At 48.2% G+C, this 21,792-nt stretch carries 15 protein-coding genes; 4 read left to right on the forward strand and 11 right to left on the reverse strand.

Annotated features, from left to right (window positions below; genetic code table 11):
- Window positions 1–42 precede the first annotated feature (42 nt).
- The 5 genes from AELLOGFF_RS01275 to AELLOGFF_RS01295 all read right to left on the reverse strand — a co-directional run bounded on the left by AELLOGFF_RS01275 (window position 43) and on the right by AELLOGFF_RS01295 (window position 8,187).
- Window positions 43–2,940 (reverse strand): ribonucleoside-diphosphate reductase subunit alpha, encoded by a 2,898-nt coding sequence (locus AELLOGFF_RS01275; RefSeq protein ID WP_159266962.1) that lies wholly within the window; start codon window positions 2,938–2,940, stop codon window positions 43–45.
- Window positions 2,941–3,370: 430 nt separating this feature from the next.
- On the reverse strand, window positions 3,371–4,456 hold the full coding sequence (locus AELLOGFF_RS01280; RefSeq protein WP_159266963.1) for an ABC transporter ATP-binding protein: 1,086 nt from the start codon (window positions 4,454–4,456) through the stop codon (window positions 3,371–3,373).
- 169 nt (window positions 4,457–4,625) lie between these two features.
- Window positions 4,626–5,540: an ornithine carbamoyltransferase gene (gene argF, locus AELLOGFF_RS01285; protein WP_159266964.1), complete on the reverse strand. Its 915-nt coding sequence runs from the start codon at window positions 5,538–5,540 to the stop codon at window positions 4,626–4,628.
- Window positions 5,541–5,567: 27 nt separating this feature from the next.
- Window positions 5,568–6,758, reverse strand: a complete 1,191-nt coding sequence (locus AELLOGFF_RS01290; protein ID WP_159266965.1) for an acetylornithine transaminase — start codon at window positions 6,756–6,758, stop codon at window positions 5,568–5,570.
- A gap of 268 nt (window positions 6,759–7,026) precedes the next feature.
- On the reverse strand, window positions 7,027–8,187 hold the full coding sequence (locus AELLOGFF_RS01295) for an iron-containing alcohol dehydrogenase (protein WP_159266966.1): 1,161 nt from the start codon (window positions 8,185–8,187) through the stop codon (window positions 7,027–7,029).
- Window positions 8,188–8,443: 256 nt separating this feature from the next.
- Between AELLOGFF_RS01295 and AELLOGFF_RS01300 the strand changes: the two genes are divergently transcribed.
- The 3 genes from AELLOGFF_RS01300 to AELLOGFF_RS01310 all read left to right on the forward strand — a co-directional run bounded on the left by AELLOGFF_RS01300 (window position 8,444) and on the right by AELLOGFF_RS01310 (window position 11,125).
- Complete coding sequence (locus tag AELLOGFF_RS01300; RefSeq protein WP_159266967.1) at window positions 8,444–9,994, forward strand: hydantoinase B/oxoprolinase family protein; 1,551 nt, start codon at window positions 8,444–8,446, stop codon at window positions 9,992–9,994.
- Between the two features lie 110 nt (window positions 9,995–10,104).
- A complete protein-coding gene (grxD, locus tag AELLOGFF_RS01305) occupies window positions 10,105–10,437 on the forward strand; it encodes a Grx4 family monothiol glutaredoxin (protein ID WP_159266968.1) in 333 nt (110 codons plus the stop codon).
- A 229-nt stretch (window positions 10,438–10,666) separates the two neighbouring features.
- Window positions 10,667–11,125 (forward strand): hotdog fold domain-containing protein, encoded by a 459-nt coding sequence (locus AELLOGFF_RS01310; RefSeq protein WP_159266969.1) that lies wholly within the window; start codon window positions 10,667–10,669, stop codon window positions 11,123–11,125.
- Between the two features lie 12 nt (window positions 11,126–11,137).
- Here the strand turns inward: AELLOGFF_RS01310 and AELLOGFF_RS01315 are convergent, their stop codons facing one another.
- Genes AELLOGFF_RS01315 through AELLOGFF_RS01325 form a run of 3 tightly spaced genes read right to left on the reverse strand, consistent with a single transcriptional unit; the run spans window position 11,138 to window position 15,165 of the window.
- Window positions 11,138–12,574, reverse strand: coding sequence for a hypothetical protein (locus tag AELLOGFF_RS01315; protein WP_159266970.1), 1,437 nt, complete (start codon window positions 12,572–12,574; stop codon window positions 11,138–11,140).
- The gene (locus tag AELLOGFF_RS01320; protein ID WP_159266971.1) at window positions 12,574–12,948 is read right to left on the reverse strand and encodes a hypothetical protein; all 375 of its coding nucleotides are present in this window, start codon (window positions 12,946–12,948) and stop codon (window positions 12,574–12,576) included. The genes AELLOGFF_RS01315 and AELLOGFF_RS01320 overlap by 1 nt, the downstream gene beginning before the upstream one ends.
- Window positions 12,949–15,165 carry a peptidase M19 gene (locus tag AELLOGFF_RS01325; RefSeq protein WP_159266972.1) on the reverse strand — a complete coding sequence of 739 codons (2,217 nt, stop codon included), beginning with the start codon at window positions 15,163–15,165 and terminating at the stop codon, window positions 12,949–12,951.
- A gap of 525 nt (window positions 15,166–15,690) precedes the next feature.
- Between AELLOGFF_RS01325 and AELLOGFF_RS01330 the strand changes: the two genes are divergently transcribed.
- Complete coding sequence (locus tag AELLOGFF_RS01330) at window positions 15,691–16,095, forward strand: DUF1499 domain-containing protein (RefSeq protein WP_235035540.1); 405 nt, start codon at window positions 15,691–15,693, stop codon at window positions 16,093–16,095.
- Window positions 16,096–16,527: 432 nt separating this feature from the next.
- On the opposite strand, the gene AELLOGFF_RS01335 is transcribed toward AELLOGFF_RS01330, so the two are convergent.
- From AELLOGFF_RS01335 to AELLOGFF_RS01345, 3 genes are read right to left on the reverse strand one after another with little or no spacing between them, the layout of a single operon-like run.
- On the reverse strand, window positions 16,528–19,536 hold the full coding sequence (locus AELLOGFF_RS01335) for a DEAD/DEAH box helicase (RefSeq protein ID WP_159266974.1): 3,009 nt from the start codon (window positions 19,534–19,536) through the stop codon (window positions 16,528–16,530).
- Between the two features lie 3 nt (window positions 19,537–19,539).
- Window positions 19,540–21,030, reverse strand: a complete 1,491-nt coding sequence (locus AELLOGFF_RS01340; RefSeq protein WP_159266975.1) for an EH signature domain-containing protein — start codon at window positions 21,028–21,030, stop codon at window positions 19,540–19,542.
- On the reverse strand, window positions 21,030–21,782 hold the full coding sequence (locus AELLOGFF_RS01345; RefSeq protein WP_159266976.1) for an OmpA/MotB family protein: 753 nt from the start codon (window positions 21,780–21,782) through the stop codon (window positions 21,030–21,032). Before AELLOGFF_RS01345 ends, AELLOGFF_RS01340 begins: the two co-directional genes overlap by 1 nt.
- Window positions 21,783–21,792: the final 10 nt, after the last annotated feature.

Below are 21,792 nucleotides of genomic sequence, written 5' to 3' on the forward strand. Positions count from 1 at the left end.
TTATAAGCGCTCCCGTTCAAACTTGGGAGCGCTTAGTTGTGGCTACTGGCAAGCTTCGCAGTCTGGATCGTCCAGCGAGCAGGCCAAGGGTACGGGCGCTGCTTGTGGTTCTGCTGCAGACGCCGTGGCGGCGGCTTTGGGTGCGGCAGATTGCGATGACACCTTGTTCATTGAGCCTTGAGAAACCGTGGATTTCTCGGTGGAGCTGGCAGCAAGGGCGCGGAGGTAGTAAGTGGTTTTTAGGCCACGGTACCATGCCATGCGGTAGGTGATGTCCAGCTTTTTACCGGATGCGCCCGCTATGTAAAGGTTCAATGACTGGGCTTGGTCTAACCACTTTTGACGACGACTTGCAGCGTCTACCAGCCAGCGCGGCTCTACTTCAAACGCGGTGGCGTACAGTGCTTTTAGGTCGTCTGGTATGCGGTCAATTTTGTTTACCGAGCCTTCGTAGTATTTAAGGTCGTTGACCATGACCGCGTCCCAGAGGCCGCGTGCTTTAAGGTCTTTTACCAAGTAAGGGTTTACTACTGTGAACTCGCCAGACAGGTTAGATTTCACATACAGGTTTTGGTAAGTTGGTTCGATAGACTGCGACACACCTGTGATGTTAGCAATGGTGGCCGTTGGTGCAATCGCCATGACGTTTGAGTTGCGCATGCCCTGTGATTTAACCGTGGCGCGCAGGCCTGCCCAGTCTAAGGTTTCGCTGCGGTCTACTTCAATGTAATCCGCGCCGCGCTCTTCAGCCAAGATGCCAACAGAGTCGATGGGCAGAATGCCACGGCTCCACAATGAGCCTTCGTAGCTTTGGTAAGAACCGCGTTCCGCCGCGAGATCGCTTGAGGATTTAATGGCGTAGTAGCTGATGGCTTCCATTGAGCGGTCGGCAAATTCCACCGCTTCGTCAGACGAGTAGGGAATGTGCTGCTTGTACAGCGCGTCTTGGAAACCCATTAAACCAAGACCGACAGGGCGGTGCTTGAAGTTTGAGTTTTTAGCCTGGGGCACGCTGTAGTAGTTAATGTCGATGACATTGTCGAGCATACGCACCGCGGTCTTAACGGTTTTCTCTAATTTCACCAAGTCTAGGCCGCTGTCGCCGGTGTGTTGCGCGAGGTTGACCGAGCCGAGGTTACAGACGGCGATTTCATCTTTATTGGTGTTCAGCGTGATTTCTGTACACAGATTGGATGAGTGAACCACGCCAATGTGTTGCTGCGGGCTGCGCAGATTACATGGGTCTTTAAAGGTGATCCATGGGTGGCCTGTTTCAAACAGCATGGACAATATTTTGCGCCACAAGTCGCCGGCTTTTACGCGTTTGTAAAGTTTGACTTCACCTTTGCGGGTCAATTCTTCGTAGTGCTCAAAGCGTTCTTCGAAGGCCTTGCCGTACAGGTCGTGAAGATCTGGCACGTCGTTGGGCGAGAATAGCGTCCATTCACCGTCTTGGAATACCCGCTTCATGAATAAGTCAGGAATCCAGTTGGCGGTGTTCATGTCATGGGTGCGGCGGCGGTCGTCGCCGGTGTTTTTACGCAGCTCCAAGAATTCTTCAATATCGATGTGCCAGCTTTCTAAATAAGCACACACCGCGCCTTTGCGTTTACCACCTTGGTTTACCGCTACTGCGGTGTCGTTGACCACTTTTAGGAAAGGTACAACACCCTGTGATTTGCCGTTGGTGCCTTTAATGTAAGCGCCCAAACCGCGAACCGGTGTCCAGTCGTTACCCAAGCCGCCAGCAAATTTAGACAGCATGGCGTTGTCTTGAATCGCGCCGTATATGCCGTGCAGATCGTCGGGCACGGTGGTGAGGTAGCACGATGACAATTGTGGGCGCAGGGTGCCGGCATTGAATAAGGTCGGCGTTGAGCTCATGTAGTCGAAAGAGCTGAGCAAGTCGTAGAACTCAATAGCGCGGGCATTGCGGTCTTCTTCGTTCATTGCCAAACCCATGGCAACACGCATAAAGAAGATTTGCGGCAGCTCGATACGGACTTCATTGCTGTGAATAAAGTAGCGGTCGTACAGGGTTTGCAGGCCAAGGTAATGGAACTGCATGTCGCGCTCGGGTTTGATGGCTTCGCCCAGTGCGGCAACGTCGTATTCAGAGGCTAGGCGGGGATCTAGCAATTCCAGTTCAGCGCCTTTAGCTAAGTAGATAGGCAGCGCCTGTGGGTAGTAGATGCTCATGTCGTGCTGAGTTGCACTTTGCGCAATATTTAAAAAGCTCAGGGCTTCGGCGCGTAGTTTGTCTAGTAGTAGGCGCGCTGTCACCAGGCTGTAGTTGTGCTCTTTTTCAACCATGGCGCGGGCGGTGATTACCAGTGAGGTGTTGACCTCGTCTTCGGGTACACCGTTGTACAAGCTTTTTAGGGCTTCGTCTTGAACCGCTTGAGCAGAAACATCTTGTAAGCCTTCACAGGCTTCTTGAACGATGAATTCTAAGCGACCCAGATCCAGTGGCGACTCGCTGCCGTCAGCGTGTTTAACGCGAATGCTGGGGTGGATTTTTTCGCCAACAGGAGCGAGTTGGCTGCGTTCTTCAGCGCGGGCCGCGCGATACAAAACATAGCCACGGGCAATTTTATGCTCGCCGCTACGCATGAGCGCCAGCTCCACTTGGTCTTGAATTTCTTCAATGTGGATAGTGCCGCCAGACGGCATGCGACGCTTGAACGTGGCGCTGACTTGATCAGTTAATTTGGCAACCGTTTCATGTATGCGGGTAGATGCGGCGGCATTGCCACCCTCTACGGCTAAAAAGGCTTTGGTAATCGCGACGCTGATTTTGTCGTCGGTATACGGCACGACAGAACCATTGCGTTTAATAACCCGTAATTGTCCGGGCGCGGTGGCTTTGAGTTCTGCGTCGTTGTTGTTGTGCGGGGGAATCGTTGTGGCGCTGGTGCTGCTGTCTTGTTGGGTTTGCATGATATCTCCGGGCCCTTGCTGATGTTCTTTAACGTTTGTACGGCAGTCGTCCTGCGTTGCCTCTTATTGTCCCCGATGGCGAGGAGGAGGGCTTTGTATGGGGCTTCAACAACCTTGAAACATGGTTTCAGGTCGGATACATAGTCCGTTGTTATTTTACTAGGCTGAAACCCTATATATGGGGTTCGGTTGAAGTTGGGATACAAGATAATGCGGTTTGCTTGAATTCGCAAGTGTTAGATTTAGTGCGTTTTCTGTGGATAAAGTGTCGGTAACCGGTGCGTAAAAATGGTGCGGTGTTGGAGAGGCCCATGAGGCGTGGGTTTCAGCTTGGTTGTGGGTGGTGCTCTGCAGCTGGTGCCTGTGGGTAGACGGATTGTGAATAAAAACAGTTTTTTTATAGCGTAAAAATTTAGGTTAGATGAGGTTTTTACGCTTCGCGGCTGAAGGCGATTAGATGGTCTGCCTCTGTCGTGATTTGTACGGTTTCTTTAATGGCGTAATTGCGGTGGCTGGGAAGCAGGGCCTCTACTCGACTGCCGGTGGGTAGGCTTAAGGTGTAGAGCGTAGCGCTACCAGAAAAGACCTTTTTCTCCACGGTGGCGGAGATACCGCCGAAGTCACTCAATACGATGTCGTCAGGGCGTAATAATACATCTACTGGTGAGCCGGGTAGCCATGGGTAGGGGCGGTTGCCCATTAGGGTGCCAAGTTCGGTGGTGATGGTGTTGGTTTCAGTGCCGATCACGCCGGGGAGAAAACAGCCTTCGCCGATAAAGTCGGCCACGGTGCGATTGCTGGGTTCGTGGTAAAGGTTAAAGGGAATATCCCATTGTTGCAGTTGGCCACCGTGTAACAGCCCAACTTGATCACTAAAGGCAAAGGCTTCTTGTTGGTCGTGGGTAACTAAGATGGCGCTAATGTGAAGTTCTTTGAGAATGTCGCGCACTTCTAAGCTGAGGCGCTTGCGTAACTCGGCATCTAGGTTTGAAAAGGGCTCGTCTAGCAGCAAGAGGTCGGGGCTGGGGGCCAGGGCGCGGGCAAGTGCGACGCGCTGTTGTTGGCCGCCAGATAATTCATGGGGGTAGCGGTGCGCTACGTTACCAAGTTGGACTAAGTCTAATAGGCGTTTAGCAATGCTGTTTTGCTGGGCGCTGGGCTGCTTACGCAGACCAAAGCAAATATTGTCTTTAACGCTTAAGTGAGGAAAAAGTGCGTAGTCTTGAAAGACCATGCCGATATTACGCTGTTCTGGCGCGATAAGTAGATTGGGTTGGCTAAGGCAGTGGTCGCGCAGTGTGATGTTGCCGTGGGTGAGCGCTTGAAAGCCGGCGATGGCTCTCAGTATGGTGGTTTTTCCGCAACCGCTGGGGCCGAGTAAGCTACAGATGTCACCGTCGTTAACGTGGAAACTGACTTTGTCGACAACGATGTCGCTCTCGTATTGGCACTGGATTTCTTGAACTTGCAGCAATGTACGGGCCTTAGTAGTGAGGGCGTAATGGTAGCTCGCCATGGTAAGCAATATTGCGCTTAGCGTACATGCTAAAGCTTATCATTTATGTTTATTGTTGCGGTGATGGGCTAGGTTTTGTTGTGCTTGCTGGATGCAGGTATGAGTTGTGGGTTGGTTGGTTTGGCGTGAGTGGCAAGCCACGTTATCAGCGTAGCTTGCCGGGCTGCTGTTATGCCTCAGCTTGTTTGAGTAAAAATTCGAGCAGCGCTTTTTGAGCGTGCAGGCGATTTTCCGCTTCATCCCAAATGACGGTGTTGGGGTCATCCATTAACTCTGCGCTGATTTCTTCGCCGCGTTTGGCGGGTAGGCAGTGCATATAAAGGGCGTCGGGATTAGCGAGGTCCATGAGGGTGCGATTGATTTGATAGCCAGCAAGTTTGCGGCGGCGCTCTGCTTTTTCTTCTTCTTGGCCCATAGAGGCCCAAACGTCAGTCACTAGCAGGTCGGAGCCGCGGGCGGCGTCAACGGGATCGCGAACAATTTCAACGTGGTCGCCGGCGGCGGCAACAAGGTCGGCGCGGGGGTCAAAACCCTCTGGGCAGGCCACCATTAATTTAAAGTCGAGCATCACCGCAGCGTTTATATAGGACTGGCACATATTGTTGCCATCACCAACCCAAGCAACTTGTTTGCCTTTCATGCTGCCGCGATTTTCAACAAAGGTTTGTATGTCGGCAAGCAATTGGCAGGGGTGGTAGTCGTCGGTGAGTGCGTTAATAACGGGAACGCGAGAGTTGGCAGCAAAGCGTTCGATAATGTCGTGCTCAAAGGTACGAATCATCACAATGTCGCACATTGATGATATTACTTTGGCGCTGTCTTCTATGGGTTCGCCGCGACCTAACTGGGTGTCGCGTGACGATAAGAAAATAGCGTGGCCGCCCAAGTGCGCCATGCCCGCTTCAAATGAAATACGAGTGCGGGTAGAGGATTTCTCAAACACCATTCCCAAGACATAGTTAGGAAATTGAATGCTCGTTTTACGGGCTTTGTGTTCGGCTTTGAGTTCAATGGCACGCTGAATAAGTTGTTCCAGTTCGGCGGGGCTCAAATCCGTGAGAGTTAAAAAGTGTCGTAAGGCCATTCGGCTACCTTTGCTGCTGAACCGGCATTATGCCGCGCTGCTCTGTTCTGGCCACGCTAAAATAAGCGGGCAAAGAATAGAGAGCAATTCATCAATCTCTTGTTGGTTAATAATTAGGGGTGGTAATAAACGTACCACCCGCTCTGCTGTCACGTTAATGAGTAAGCCTTTGGCTAGTGCTTGTGAAACAAGGCCCGCGCAGGGTGTGTTCAGCTCTATACCAATCATTAAACCTTGGCCGCGCACTTCTTTTACATGCGGGGCACCGGCGAGTTGTTGTTTAAGGCCGGCTAGCAAATAGTGGCCGTTTTCCGCTATTTGTTCAATGGTGTTATTGCTAGTAAGCGTGTTGACCACGGCAAGGCTGGCGGCGCAAACCAGTGGGTTGCCGCCAAATGTAGAGCCGTGATTACCGGGTTGAAGCAATGAGGCGGCTTTACCGTGGGCGAGACAGGCGCCGATGGGCACGCCATTGCCAAGGCCTTTAGCTGTGGCTACCACATCCGGCATGATGTCGGTGTGCTGGTAGGCAAAATATTTGCCGGTTCTACCATTGCCGGTTTGCACTTCGTCTAGCATAAGTAGCCAGTCGTATCTGTCGCAAAGGGCGCGTAATTGCGCAAGGTATTCCGCTGGCAGGGTGTGTATGCCGCCTTCACCTTGAATGGGTTCAATTAAAATTGCAGAAACACTGTCGTTGTTATGGGCAATGGTTTCTAAGGCGGCAATATCGCCAAAGGGGGCGCGAATAAAACCGCGTACCAGTGGTTCGAAACCTGCTTGAATTTTGCGGTTACCCGAGGCCGTTAAGGTCGCTAAGGTACGGCCGTGAAAGGCTTGCTCCATTACGACAACGTGGGGAATCTCGATGTTGCGATTGTGGCCGTGTTTGCGGGCCAATTTAATCGCGGCTTCGTTGGCTTCGGCGCCAGAGTTAGAGAAAAACACATTGTCCATGCCGCTGACGCTGCACAGCGCCTCGGCGAGTGCCTGCTGTTTTTCCACCGAGTATAAATTGGATGTATGCAGCAATTGGCCAGCTTGTTGCTGAATGGCTTCGGTAACGGCGGGGTGGCTGTGCCCAAGCGCATTGACGCCGATGCCACTAATACTGTCGAGATAGCGCTTGCCTTCTGTATCGAACAGGCGAACACCCTCGCCCCGGGTAAACGATACCGGTAGACGTCCGTAGGTGTTCATTATAGCCGGCTGTGTCATCAACAGATCTCCATGCGCTGTGAATAGCACATCAAGGTGCGATAAACAGTGCAAAAAAACAGTACAAAGGATTTAAAACGCAAAAGGGCAGCCAGCGCTGCCCAGTCAGACCCTCAATAATATAAGGAACTAGGCCGAAATTCTAGGCCTAGGTGGTGGAAAAGCATCGATCTTCAGGTTTTTGGTGTCAGTATTAACTTACGGTGCAGGCCTTGTTATTCCAGCTTGAGTGAGTTGCTGTGTTCGTTTGCGCTGGGGGCGTAACAAATTAGTTGTTCCACACGGTTTGGTAGAGCGCCGATATTTGTTCGGCACTGGGTATGTGGGGGTTATTTGCTGGCGAACCTGAGTCCAGTGCTTGCTGGGTCATAATGGGGATGGCTTGCTGCCATTGGCTTTGATCAATGCCATAACTCGCCGGTGTTGGCACCTGTAAGTCTGAACACAGTTGGCGAAGGCCGGCAATTAATTTGTGATTGGCTTGTTCATCACTGTCGCTGGCGCTAGCAAACTGCATGGCACGTGCACAGGTGGCGTAACGCGCTGGCGCGCCGATGATTGACCACGCGGTAATATCCGGTAATAGCATGGCATTGCTCATGCCATGAGGCACATGGAATAAGCCACCAATAGGGCGGCTCATACCGTGAATGAGAGTAACCGAGGCATTAGAAAATGCAATTCCGCCTTGGGTGGCGGCCAGCATCATGGCTTCTCTGGCTACGCGATTGTCGGGTTCGTTGCAGGCGTTGCGCAAGTGTTTGGCGATGGCCGACATGGAGGCGAGTGCGAAGGTGTCAGCAAAGCTATTGGCGCGCCGGCTTACGTAAGCCTCTAATGAATGGCATAGGCTATCAAGGCCGGTATCAGCGGTTAAGCGTAGCGGCATGGTTATGGTCAGTTCAAAATCGACTAGGGCGGCAAGCGGCATTAAGCCCAGCCCCATGCACAGCATTTTTTCGTGGGTTTCGGTGTCGGTGACTACGGCGGCGCGGGTAGCTTCTGAGCCGGTGCCTGCGGTGGTGGGAATGGCAATGATCGGCAGGCCGTCATCCAGTGTGTGCGGCACTTTGTAATTGCGTAGTGGCTGGTCGCGAGTAGCCATGACCGCCATCATTTTGGCTGTATCAATTGTACTGCCGCCACCCAGAGCAACCACACAGTCATGTTGGTCTTGGTGCAATACTGCTAGGCCTTCGGTGATGGCGTCGGTGGTTGGGTCGGGAACCACGCCGGTAAAACTATTGTAGCTAAACCCTTGGTCCTTGAGTTGAGTCTCTAGCTCGCCTAGCCAACCGAGGCTGACGATAAAATCATCACTAACAAGTAAGGGTTTTTTAAGGCCGAGTTCGGTCAGTACCGCAGTTAAATTGCGGCTGGCGCCGGAGCCAATACGCAGTATTCGAGGCAGGTTGATATTCGCGGTCATGGTTGAACTCTCGTCATTTTTTATGGGGGTGATTTAATCTTGGTCAGGCGCTGAGTGCAAGTGAGTTGCCATCGTTGAGTGTGCGTTATTGAAAAGTTCGCACTTACCGGTAAGGCCAAAAGTGACGATATTGGATGATGTGCATTCGGTGTTTTCCACGCGAAAAATTGTATTCGGCAGCAAGGGACTTGCGGATGGTTGGTATCACTAGGCATATTAGCGATAATCACAGTTCTTATTTTTGAGTAAACATCTAATGGCTACATCTCCTCAGTTAGACCCCGTTAAGCTCGGCTTATTTGTTAGCCGCTTGGAGTCGGTGTGTGAGGAAATGGGCGCCGTATTGCAGCGTGCGGCTTTCTCACCAAACATCAAAGATCGCTTGGATTTCTCCTGCGCCATATTTGATGCAGCTGGCGATTTGTGCGCGCAGGCTGCACACATTCCCGTTCATTTGGGCAGCATGGCCTACGCCATGGCAGATATTGTCAGCGCCTATGAGTGGCGCGCTGGCGATATGGTGGTGGTGAACGATCCGTTTTTGGGCGGCACACATTTACCCGACGTTACCGTTATTGCGCCTTTTTTTGACGAGCAGAATGAGCTGTTGGCCTTTGTGGTTAACCGAGCTCATCATGCCGATATTGGTTCTAGCACTCCGGGTTCGATGCCATTGTCTCGGCATCTGGATGAAGAGGGTGTGGTGATTCCGCCTACTTGTTTGGTGCGTAACGGCGAGTTAAATGAGGCGCTGTTAACGGGTTGGTTTGGTGATGGTCAGCACGGCGACTTCATCGCTCAGGTCAGTGCTAATCGTACAGGCTTAACGCGATTGTCAGAGGTTATTGGCGCATTACCGGTGTTATTTTCTGAGGCCGTTGCCCAGCTGCAAGATTATGCAGAAAACATTGCTCGACGTCGTTTGGCTGAGTTGCCGCTAGGAACTTATCGATTTGTTGATTACATGGATGACGATGGTTTTGGTGGCGAAAAACTGCCAATTGCGGTGTGCATTAATTTAACTGAAGCCGGTGTCATCGTCGATTTTAGCGGCACGGCACCCCAGGTGGCGGGTAATATTAACTGTCCTTTGTCTGTTGCAGCGGCGGCGGTGTATTACGTTTTCCGTTGTTTAATGCCGGGAGAGGTTCCGGTTTGTATGGGGTTGTTTAGGCCAATTTCATTGTCTGCTCCAAAGGGTTCCCTGCTAAATGCTAATCGCCCTGCAGCGGTAGCCGCCGGTAATGTTGAGACCTCAATGAGAATTACTGACGTGGTTTTGGGTGCCTTGGCGCAGGCTATTCCTGAACGTATTCCCGCGGCGAGCCAGGGGACCATGAATAATATTGCGATGGGCGGGACAGTAAACACGCATGGTAAAAACGAGGCTTGGAATTATTATGAAACTATCGCGGGGGGGATGGGGGCGCATGCGCAGGGCAATGGCCTGAGTGCGGTGCAGAGCCATATGACAAACACCTTAAATACCCCTGTAGAGAGTTTGGAAATGCATTATCCACTGCGATTGCGTCGCTATGCTTTAAGAGAAGGCTCGGGAGGACGCGGAAAATATCAGGGTGGGTTGGGCGTGGTGCGTGAATTTGAGTTTTTAGCGCCAGCTCAATTCACCTTGCTAACAGAGCGCCGCTCACTTGCGCCGTGGGGGCTAGCAGGGGGTGGTGATGGACAGCCTGGGATGAACTATTTAAATGGTCGTTCGCTGCCAGCAAAGGTGAGTCAGCATGCCGCGATGGGCGATATACTCACCATTGAGACCCCGGGCGGGGGTGGTTGGGGTGAGGCTTAAACACGTGGGCATTACTTTTGCGATTGAAATTGCTAGAATGGCGCTAACATTCCCCGGATAAGCGCCCCGTGAATTAGGCCTTATCACCGTTATCCGACAGCAGGTGACCCATGGACACGATTGAAGCAATCAAGCAGCAAATTACAGCAAACCCAATTATTCTTTATATGAAGGGTTCTCCCAATCAACCACAGTGTGGATTTTCTGCAAGATCATCACAGGCATTGATGGAGTGTGGTGAGCGTTTTGCGTTTGTGGATGTTTTGTCTAACCCTGATATTCGCGCAAAGCTGCCAGAATTTGCTAATTGGCCAACTTTCCCACAATTATGGGTAGCCGGTGAATTGGTGGGTGGCTGCGATATTATTTGTGAAATGCACGAAAGCGGTGAGCTGAAAACTTTGGTTCAAGAAACCGCCACAGCACAGGCGAGTGCTGAGTAAGTTTTTAATCGCAATTCTTTATTTTGAAAGCCCAGTGTTTATAGCACTGGGCTTTTTTTTGTTCACCTTATACCCTCTCTGCTTTTCTAAAAATGAGCCTCTTGGCAGCCATACTCAGGTGTTCTTACCAGCGATTGACTGTTATGGCGTAGCAAGGTTGGTGCTGTAGTCAATGGTCTACATTGGGCGCCGTGCTAATGTTCACTCAATATTGATGGAGAGTGAAACAATGAACCCAACCTTGAAACTGTGGCAGAAAATGGCTGCGTATCCTGCTGGTCGACAGTTATTTTCTAAGGGCGTATGTCTTAAAGCGCCTTACTTTGGCACGATTAAGCCGGTGTTTGAAGAGCTGGATACGGGGCGTGCTGTGGTGCGAATTAAAGAGCGCCGCGCCCTGCATAATCATATTCGCAGTGTTCATGCGATCGCCTTATGTAACTTGGCTGAAGTGGCCGGAGGCGTTGTATGCGAGGCATCAATGCCTGCGGGTATGCGTTGGATTCCTGCTGGTATGACTGTGCGCTATTTGGGGAGTGCAAAGGGCGTGTTGCGGGGTTACGCGACGATGCGCGATATTGTTGTGGGTGAAAAAGGCCTGGTGCCGGTAACGGTAGAGGTAAAAAATACGGCGGGTGATGTGGTATTTGATGCCGAAATCTCTATGCATATATCGCCCAAAAAATAGAGGGCCTAAGGTTTAGCCTTGTAACGGTTGAGCGAGTATCCACAGCCCCGCACCTGTAAAAATCACCATAAGTAGTAACATGGGTAGCTGGCTGATACTCGCTTGTTTAGCGTTTGAAAAACTGCGTAGTGCTTCGGCATGGGCTAAAAAAACACTGGCCACATGGCCGATCAAAATGAGCCATACTTGGCTGTTCCAGATAAACCCCATGTCCGGCAAAATTGGAATTCTTCCGCTAATGGCCGTGCCAAATAGATCCCATCCCCAGCCAAAGGGGTCTGAAAATAATCCGCGTAGTTTAAAACCTTGGCTAAGCACTAAGGTGTAGTAATGGGTGATGTGGTAAACCAATGCAATGGGTAGCAAGCTATAACCAAAACGCAGTGATAGTTCAGTAACAGATAATGAGCTACGCGTTAGTTTTTTGCCAAGCCAAAGAAAAAATAAAAATAAACCTAAGTAAAGAAAGGGCGATAGTAAAAGGCACAGCGTTTCAAATGCGATATACCAAGGGCGTAGCATGACGTAAGCGTATATTGGGTGTTGCCCGAGTAGGGGTTCTAAAATATGAAAAGGATCTTTCCAGAAAAGGTTAAACCACAAGCTGGTTTCGCGAAGGCCATCGTAAGCGGTAGATGACAACATAAATAATAAAAAAATAAGTAAGCTGCGATGCTCAATGCGCTGATGAAGTAGGCCGCTAAATGGCATGCGTAATGCGAGTTGTTGTGTGGTATGGCAGTGATGTATGGGCGCCATTTTAGCAATGAGTCTTAACATAACCGAGAATAACTCACCGTAGCGAAACCATGCTTTAGCGCCGATCAAATAAATGCAGCTGATATTTAAAATGGTGTAAGCAATTAAAATAAGTGAGAGCGAAAAGGGCTTGGTATTGCCAAATAATTCAAGGCAAATAAATCCCATGTATAGCCATACCGCTGGCCAATAGGCGAGCTGGTTGGGGTAGTCGTAACGGCCACGATTAAAATTACGCGCCTTAATGGCCAGCAATTTCCACGGGTTAAGGTAATGATACCAATTGCCGAATATAGCGCTGAGATAGCATGCGCCAAGCGCAAAACTAATCCAAAAAAAGGTCATATTAAAATTGCGGTAGCGATCTTGGCTGCCAATAATGCCGCTGATGATGGCTAGGCAAAAACACAAGGCGAGTAGGACTTGCAGTATTGTGAGTAATTTTAAACGCTGGATAATTCGACGCAGGCGGTGAGTCGCGATGAGTATTTGCCGGTGGGGGCGGTTTGCATTATCGGCGCTGTAGAAAAAACCTAAAATTAAAAATGATAAAATGAGTGCGGCCATCGCCCCATAAATATACATCCAATAGGGCATGGGTAATTTATAAGGCTCGCCAAAGGAATGGCCAAGAGCATAAGAAGGCAGTGTGCAAAGCCCCGTGGCGAGCGCTTGAATTTTATAGCGCATTAGCGCGGATAAACCTCAATGGTGCCAAGTTGGACTTCGCTAACATGCACTTCTAAGGCAAACCGGCCTACCTGTGTTGCGGTAAACGTCACATTTTCTTTTACGCCTGCGCTTAGCTCAATATGCATTTCTACGCCGTGAATATGAACGGCGGCGTCTTTGTCGCTCACAAAACCCAGTTGGGCAACATCACCTAGTTTGAGCTTGATGACCTGCGGCTCTGGAATACTGCCGCTGAGAATAGCAAAGTAATACGCTGTGGTGGTGGCCGTATTACTCCCGTCTGTTGGTGTGGTCATTTTGGGTTTCATCACCAGCCAAAGGCCGGTGAGTATGAAAACCGCACAGAGTAAAAAAATCAGCTTTTGACGCATTTATTCATTTCCGTTGCGGTAGTAGGCGCGCTCCCACATTTGTACATAGCCTTCTGCTGAATTGTATAGGGCATCTAGGGCTTCTTTGCCACCTTCAAGACGCACTTCTTCAACAAAGTCTGCGACTAAACCGTAATGAGACATGCCGGTTTCATCAATATGCCAGTATTTACCGCTTTCTGGTATTAAGAGCATTTCTACATTAACCGGTGAAATGTCGTCAAACTGTGAGCCCCAATCGTCGCCGCTAAATATGGTAAACGGATATTGGACAGGGTCTGAGTCGCCGCCACGTGGACCGGGGTGGCCGCCAAAGCCGTTAGCGTCGGCGCCGTAACCAAGAGCCAAAAGATGATCTTCGTCGTTAATGCCGGCTTTATCGCGCCAGAATTTTAATTTCTCTAAAAATTCTTTGTGCTTAATACCGTTGCCTTTATATGGGTAAATTATGCCACCGTTTTTCAACATCCGAGCTACTTGGTCGCTGGTTAAACCGCCGTGAGCATCGTGACCAGATGAAAGCGGATAACTAGGAACCTGCTCATCGGCAATATCCAGCATAATATCTTTGCTGTGATAGGCCGCGTGGTCTATGTCGATAACCATGCCCCGCTGCATTATGGCGCGCAGTGCATATTCGCCAAGGTCGGTGACTGTGCGGGCATTACAACGCAGGCCAGCGGGATAAAGTGGCGTTACACCTTGGGTGGCATCTAATATTATTTGGGTGAGAGGGTCACTGCCGGTGCCAGGAATAGCTGTTGTCATTTCCTGACCGGGGGTGCGAACAGAGGGTTCGTCTTCTGGGTAGTCACGGCATTCAGTGGTCGTCCAAAATGCGCCAGTATCCAAAAAGTTGAGGAAGTTAATCACATCGCCGCTGAAAATACCGGCACCGCCCAGAGAGCTGTCAATGTCATGGAAGGGATAGACATGACGAACACCAAGCTCCCAAAGGCGATCAATTTCGGCGTCAATTTGAGCTTCGTCACATTGGCGTACTTCGTTGCCACCGGGTAGCATGGTTACCCCGCAGTTAAATACTTGAGCAACTTCAACACCAAGAATAACCGCCATTTTGCCATCATTAATTACTTCGCGGGCTTCTTGAGGGCTCTCAACGATACGATACCAGCCTTCTCCCGGACCGCCAGATTGTGCGTCCACGTAGTCTTGTACGTCGTACAGGTATTCAAGTTGTTTTACGGCAACGCTCATATCGTCGCAGTCTGCAGTGGCGTTGGTCGCCAATACTTTCCCTACATTACAGAGTGCCGCAATGTTTGTTCCGTGGTTCACCATTAGGCGTAAACCAGATAGATAGGCGCGCTCTACCCATTTGTAATACATCACTTGGTGGGTCAGGTAGTCTCGGCGTGGCCAGTCAACAAAAGTGGGCCATCCTTCTGTTTCATGGGTGTCGGTTGGGTTGCCGCTAATTACATTGTTGCCGTCAGTAATCCCGTTAGGGCCGTGTATTTCGTCACAGTTTTCAAGGGCGTGGTCTACCCCAAAACGGTGAATAACCTCGCCGTAAAACACCCCGCCAGCAGAGGGGCCAACATCACCGGCGTAAGACATCTCACTAGACATCCCCATGTGGGTATGAACATCGGCAAAGCCAATCAGCGGCTTATCTATCCCGTTACCTTTAAACGTTTCACCAGAAATTGCCGTCGGCATTTCTGGGTAGTCTGTACAGTTAGTGGTTGCCGTGAATTTGAATTGACCACTTGGATCGCTAGTATCGTCGCTGGTGACTAATTGGCCGCTCTCGTTAACCAGTATGGCTTGGGAGGTGCTTTCTGAAACAATGGTAAATGCTTCGCTGTCTTCTACTGTATCAATAGTCCAAATCGCGTCATCGCTCGCGGTGGTCTCGCCACTAACACTACCATCAGCAGCGGTAAGTAATTTTTGATCAGCAGTGTAAAAGAGGTATTTGCCTAGCGTGGCGGGCTGCATAAACAAGGGGGCAGCTTCATCACTTGAGTCTACGCTAGCTGTGAAGGTGCCGTCAGATGCCGCCACTGTGTACATTTCAGTGTCTGCTGACTGCAGGGCGTAGCAACCGTTCGCCATGTCATAGCGGGTAATGGGCGTATCAGTGACGGGGGTTGGGTTTCCGCCGCCATTTCCTGAGCTTGATGAGCTTGAGCCACCACAGGCGACGAGTGTTGAAGAGCATAGAATTAGGGCTAATAGCTGGAATTTCATTCATTCACCTGCCGTCTGGAATGTTGGGTGATGTGTGGGCGTATTCAATGAGGTGACATGACTTAAAATCGGCCTCTGAAGAGTTAGAGGGCGGGTATTAAGTCGTCATCGTTACGCTATCACGCTAATACACAGATGCCGCCATGTGTAACGAGTTAGTAATAGTCCTATAACCTGCCGCTAAAATGCAAGGCCTAAATGCACGATTTAAAAATTCGTGCCATTGTGTTTAGGCGTGCTTGTGGGTGTAGTAACTGTAAAATTCAGGCGCGTTGCCAATAAGTTGCTGAGTTTACTTACCGCTGATGTGGGTAAACTTAACGACTCTAGTATGGCTTTCAGTTGAGGGGGAGTGAACAGGCTAGGGGGGGAGTAGGGGGCTTACTTTATGCGTAAATGATTGACAGTTTAAAAGCCGCCTGCCACTATTTTCTGTACATAATAATGGTGGTGTTAGAGGCAAATATGCGAAAAAATATGCGGTTCCTTTTGATTGTTTTCGGAGTCTTAGCTTTCGCATTTATAGTGCGTGTCACGATTCAAAATAGCCAAGTGCCAGAGCTGGGGGTAAAAGACGGTAAGCTGACAGAGATAAGCAGCAAACCGAATAATGTATCAACCCAAACCGACGACCCCGATAAAAAAGTCGCCACGCTGCCATTTAAGTCTTCAAAGAAAAGCACCATGACCGCATTAAAACAAGCCGTTGCCAGCTATGGAAATGGCAAAATAGAGGCCGAGGACGCGGACTATTTATACGTGGTGTTTACCACTTCTTTGATGCATTATCACGATGACGTAGAGTTTTGGCTCGATGAAAAAGCTCAGCGTGTTCACTATCGCTCATCAAGCCGTGCAGGGTATTCTGACATGGGACTAAACCGACAGCGCTATAACGACATCGCCGCTTTGTATGAGGCGATTGAATAAACTTTTCACACATAGGTGTTAGTAGCGATCCAATCGAGAGTTGTGATACTACCCAGTAAAAACTGTATTAATCGAACTGAAACTCCGGCCACGCTTAATGGATGAGCTGCCGGAGATTACTACGGATATTTTAAGGGTTTGTTTTGGTTTCCCGGAGAGGGAGAATTGTGAGAAATGCCCAGAAACTGTTGAGTATTTTAAGCGGGCAATAAAAAACCCCAAGTCTTGCGACTTGGGGTTTGATACTTGGTGGGCCGGCGTCACTTTAACTTAATTGTTAACTTGTTGTTTTATATTGATAATAAAATATTGGTATTTATATGTACCCCCGTTTATTGGCGTCGATAGTAAATTTCTTTGAGATATTCACGGCTTCTTATTACCCAGCGGGCCGTTTACCTAAGATGTTATTTGTAATAAGAATAGAAAATATCAAAAACAGTCCATCATCTCATCTTGCTCTACTGTATCGTGAGAAACGACGGCATCGCTGAGGTCAATCTTTCCAGCAAGCAGGTAGCTTAAGTGTTGATCGAAAGATCGTTTATTTGGGTGTAAAGCAATGGGAAGGTACACATTTACGTCCTTGGTCTGTCCAATGCGATATACACGATCTGTAGCTTGGGCTTCTTTCGCTGGATTCCAATGACGCTCTAAATGGATGACGTTATTAGCTCCAACTACTGTCAAGCCGACACCTGCGGCGACTGGAGACATGACGATTACACCGAATCCAGGTTTGTTTTGGAATGTATCAATAATTCCTTTGCGGGTTTGGCTGGGGTCGCGTAATGATACGGCCGCAGTATCGCCATTTATGATCTCCACAGGAATACCAAACACTGTCTGAACAAGTGCGACCAGATAGGCTTGAACAGACTTCGATATAGCAAATACAAGCGCTTTTTCATTGCGGCCTTGGATAGCGCTTAAAATTTTAAGGAGTGATTGAATTTTGACAGATTCTTCAGCCTGTTTGACTAGCTCCTGTTTGCTTCTTGGAATAGTTTCTTTAGCTGCAATACTGGGATCTATACTTGCTAGCTTCATCTGATGGAGACTGGATAATACAATGGAGCGTTTGTCACTAGTTTGTGCGGCATTTACTTGGTCGATAATATTATCGTAGAAAGCAAGCTGTCTTCCCGTCATCATACCTTCGAGCTCTTGAAGGTATACGCCTTCCTCAGAATTTGTGTCACCGGTATAAATTAGCTTACTGGGTAGTCCATCGAGCTTTTCAGCTTTTGTTCGTCGTAGCATAATGTCACCAACTTGCTCCCTGAGCTGGCGGCCTATTTTTGCTTTTATCTCACGCACAGCGTCAATATTTTCGGAAGACGTGATAGGGGCTATGTATTTATTCCTAAAATCTTGCCAAGACCCCAATAGTCCCGGTACAGAAGTGTCCATAATGCACCAAAAGTCTTTAAGAGAGTTCTCTACTGGCGTGCCTGTTGCGAGTAGTTTGAAGTCAGCCTTAAGTGCTTTCGCTGCAATCGTCGCCATAGAATTTGGGTTTTTGATGTTTTGTGCTTCATCAAAAGTGGCAATTGACCAGTCAACTCGGCTCAGTGAAAACTGGTAATCCCTGAGCGTTTGGTAAGTTGTTAATACGAGCCGTCCGGGGACGTCAAGGCGATCAACACCGTAATGGCTGCCAATCTTTAGGGCGTAGCGAATTTTCTCATCGCCGGCAATTAATTCTTCATCACCGAATGATTGCTGTGTTTCCCGTCCAGCACCCTTAATACGAAATCGATTTAGGTCTACGCTTGATTGCAGAGTGACAATGTCTTTGAAGGGAGATTTAATGAAGGTTTGCTCTACTTCAGCAACCCAATTTTCTAATAAGCTTAATGGCGCAACTATGAGATATGGTTTTCCAGCTTTACCAGATTTTTTTATTCGGTAAATCCATTCTGAGATACCTACTAATGCCATGTAGGTTTTACCTAACCCCATATCATCTGCTAGAAGAGCTCCGCTTGCTGTTTCACTTTGTCTTGATGATTCGAGGTGAGCAAGGAGCCACTGTATTCCTTCTTCTTGGTGCGGATATGGATCACGCTTTAAGTTGTCTCGGACGAAAGATTGGGAGGTTATATCTAGTTGTCTTGATACTGATGATTGAGAAAAATCTGCTTCGTCATCATTTTTTTTGATAGATACAACAGCTTTATCAAGTGACAGCCCGTGGTCATCTTCAGCTTCATCGTTAGTGATGCCTTGATGAGCATGTTCTTTAAGTCTGCTTTTTGCTACATCGAGCGTAGAAGACACACTCTCGGAATTACTTATGTCATATTTTTTACCTTCGAACTCAACAGCATCAGAAGAAGTTTTTTTAGCATTTTCAATTATTTCCTCAATCTCAATAATTTTCTCTGACGAATCTAAATGACTTGTGATTAGATTGAACGGTTCAACTTCACGGAGTGATGTTGCAAACCAGTCTGTAGATGACTGCTCTACTTCACCGAAATAATGATGCTCGTATCGCTCCGCACCATCAACTCGTAAAGAAAATCCAGTGTCTAAATCAATCAAAGCGGCATCTAGATAAGCAGTAGGCGTTTTTAAAAACTGCTGAATTTGATCTTTGGGTATACGCTTTTGAGTTAATATCTCTTCTGCCGCATTAATCCTATCTTCATCTAGTAGGACGAACTTGTTTTTAACACGGAGTATCGCGTGCTTATCTGAGCCCCTGAACTGGCCGAGGCGAGCTCTAACGTCATCAGGGTTAACCCCTTCACCAAATGAGGGGGTAAGTAATAGATCTCCATTGCTAAGAAGGTCCATCGAGACACCTATCGATTCGGGATGAACAATGTCGATGTTTTTGAACTGCGCAAGATCAATAGGCATTCCTGCTTTTGCAGCAGTTTGTAGCTCAAATATAAGCCAATTGTTTTCAAATTCTGTTCTTTCTTCAGGGGGGAGTTGTTGATGCTTTTTGAGGTGCTCTAACGCTAACCAGTCAGCCGTACTCATTCTGAATAGTTCGGATTCGCTTAGCTTCAGAAATGGCCCTTGTATTTGATAGCGGGTAACGGTGGACCCGTCTGGTAGAAGAAGATCTAGCTCCACTGAAAAGTTAGCCCGTGAAGAGTTGCCTTCAATACGTGCTTGGTATTTACCAGAGTAAAGTGGAGGTAATTCAAACAACAACGCAAATTGATCGTCTTGCTCGGTAATAAATCGTGAGTAGACCAATATGCCATTTCGAAAACGTTCTGCCATTCCTTGTTCTTCAAGACCTTTTAGGTAGGTATATTGCATACCAAAGAGTGGGTCTTGTAGTGCGTAGTCTTCCGGGGAGTTTACAATAGACTCTTCAAAAACGAAGGCAACCCCTTCAAAGGGGTCTATCTTCCAGCTCAGCTTTGGTTCTGCGTCGTTCGACCTAAACCGCTTGATAAAGTCCTTTAGAGCCATTGCTTAGTATCCGTATTTTTGATGGAAGCTGCGACTTTCTTGAACGGTCATCAGCTTTGAATTATCGATATCAAGCCCAACAGTTCTCATATAGTTAATTGCTTTTCCTCGCCAGTTACCGGGTTTGTCATGAACATATTGTTGAGCACCCTCATCATTCATATACTCTGACATATATAGCTCGAATGGCTCTTTTCTTATCTGGCTGTCTCGAAATTTGGTGAACCCATAATTAGTTAATTTAAATCTACTTGGCAGTCGGTCAAGCAGAGTTAATTTAAAGCTGTGGCTGCCTTCAATCATGTGCACTTTTGATTGTAAGTTTAGGTAAATCATTGATGTTTGGCCGCTGTGTACTTCTGCGTAAGATGGAAGCTCGCTAGCGTTGTAATGCTTACGAAGGTACTGCGTGGCCCAGCTACTGAGGAAAAGACGGGTTTCTGATACAGCCCCTTGGTCAAGTAGTCCTTCCATAAACTTCCGCCGAGGTTTAAACATATTGATCATGTCTTGATTTCCAGAGTCAATGGCGCTTTGTTCAAGGATCTTGAGGAATAAGGCTAAGTCTAATTTACTGAGCCAACCACGAACCTTTGCTATCTGGTTTTCGTCTAAAAATGCCCACCATCTGCGATATTTTTCATTTGTTTTTGGTACCCGTGGGTCACCTGCGATGTCGAGTACTATACTTTGCCATCGATCACTAACTGAGTTGCCACTTCGATCAATAAGAATCCTAAGGAATTCGTGGCCGAGTAAGCCTTCGCCATCCGCCTGTGGTGAAAGTTTAACATCAGGTTTTACAATTTCGCTAAGAATAGCGTGGTCATCTCCTACTGGAATGATTCGAAGTGTTTCAAGGTAGTAGTGGTAGTTGCAAATAGTAGCGAAACGAGAACTTGCGAGTGGCGTAAGATCTAATCGAGCGAAAGCATCGTCTAAATCAATGCCATTGTCGATTGCGAACTGGACAACATTAGCCGCTCCATTAGCTGAAAATAATGTGTTTGCGTGGGTAGAAAATGTAGAGAACTCATCGTTGCTATCGGAAGTCTTAAACTTATCTAATTGAGACTTTATAAAGCCGCTCAATAACCTCAAATTATCTGATGAGAAGGCGTCATCAAAAAAATTGAAAAAAGCATGAATTAGCTGCAGTAGAGTCAATCTACTAAGGTACTTGCGTGAAGCCTTTAGTGCATCGAGGAGTGCGGTTGATATAGATACAGATTTTGCGAAATTTTGATTTGACGCAAGTAGGTAGGTGAATGCGCGTGCATCAATTGGTGTACTAAGAGCTTCTACCAAGCCTACGCTGGAACCTTGTTGAACAACTGATCGTAAGTATTGGCAGCGACGGGTAAATTTTTCTGAGTTTGTTCCGGCACGTTTAACAAGCGACTTCATTTTTCGTTCATTTTGCCGGAATGCCTCGAAACTCGACGTTTTCCAGTCTGGAAGGGTAAATGACAGTTCATTTGGAAGGCTAGCCATCAGAGCCCTGCCTTCATATCTTCGAACTCTGTGAGATTGGGTCGTCGAATAGTAAAGCGAACATCAATACGGCGATTTTTTGCGCGGCTTTCCCTTGTTGGGGGGATGCCAACAGTGCTCTCTTCTGGTCGAGTTTCTGCATAACCACTCACTGAAAAAAGTTTGTCGCCAATGTGATTCTCTAATTGATCTAGCTTCTTTTCGTCGGCTAGCCCTTCGTCCCAAAATCGCCAGACTGATATTGCTCTATTTGCCGAAAGCCCCCAGTTACCTAATGGACAAAGTCGCTTAGGGCAATGAAGCTCATCAGTATGCCCTTCAACAAATACTGTGTCGAGTTGCTCCCAGCGCTTGTCTTTCCTAATCGACTCGCCCAATACTTCACCAATTTTAAGTATATTTTTACGGATATTTGGATTTCTGGGTAGTGTGAAGCGGCCTTGATCAAATGAAATCACATCTTCTGGTATCCGAATCACGGTGTGATTCTCTCCGACTGTGACCTCTATATTCGCAATTTTAAGTTCAGTGACGATTTCTTCAATAATAGTTCGCCTTACTGCGTCTGCTTTTTTGTAATCTTTAATTGCATCGTTAACTTGCTCGTTTTTATCTTGTAGCTGCAGTATTAAGGCCATTGATGCCAGAATAAAAATAACCAATAACCCTGCCATGATGTCAGAGAAAGACACCCAGTATGGGTTATCTTCCTCGAGGTGAGTATTGTTCTGGCTTGTTCTAGAAAATCCCATCGCAAGCTCT

It is taken from the genome of Zhongshania aliphaticivorans (assembly GCF_902705875.1).
GTDB classification, from domain to species: domain Bacteria; phylum Pseudomonadota; class Gammaproteobacteria; order Pseudomonadales; family Spongiibacteraceae; genus Spongiibacter; species Spongiibacter aliphaticivorans_A.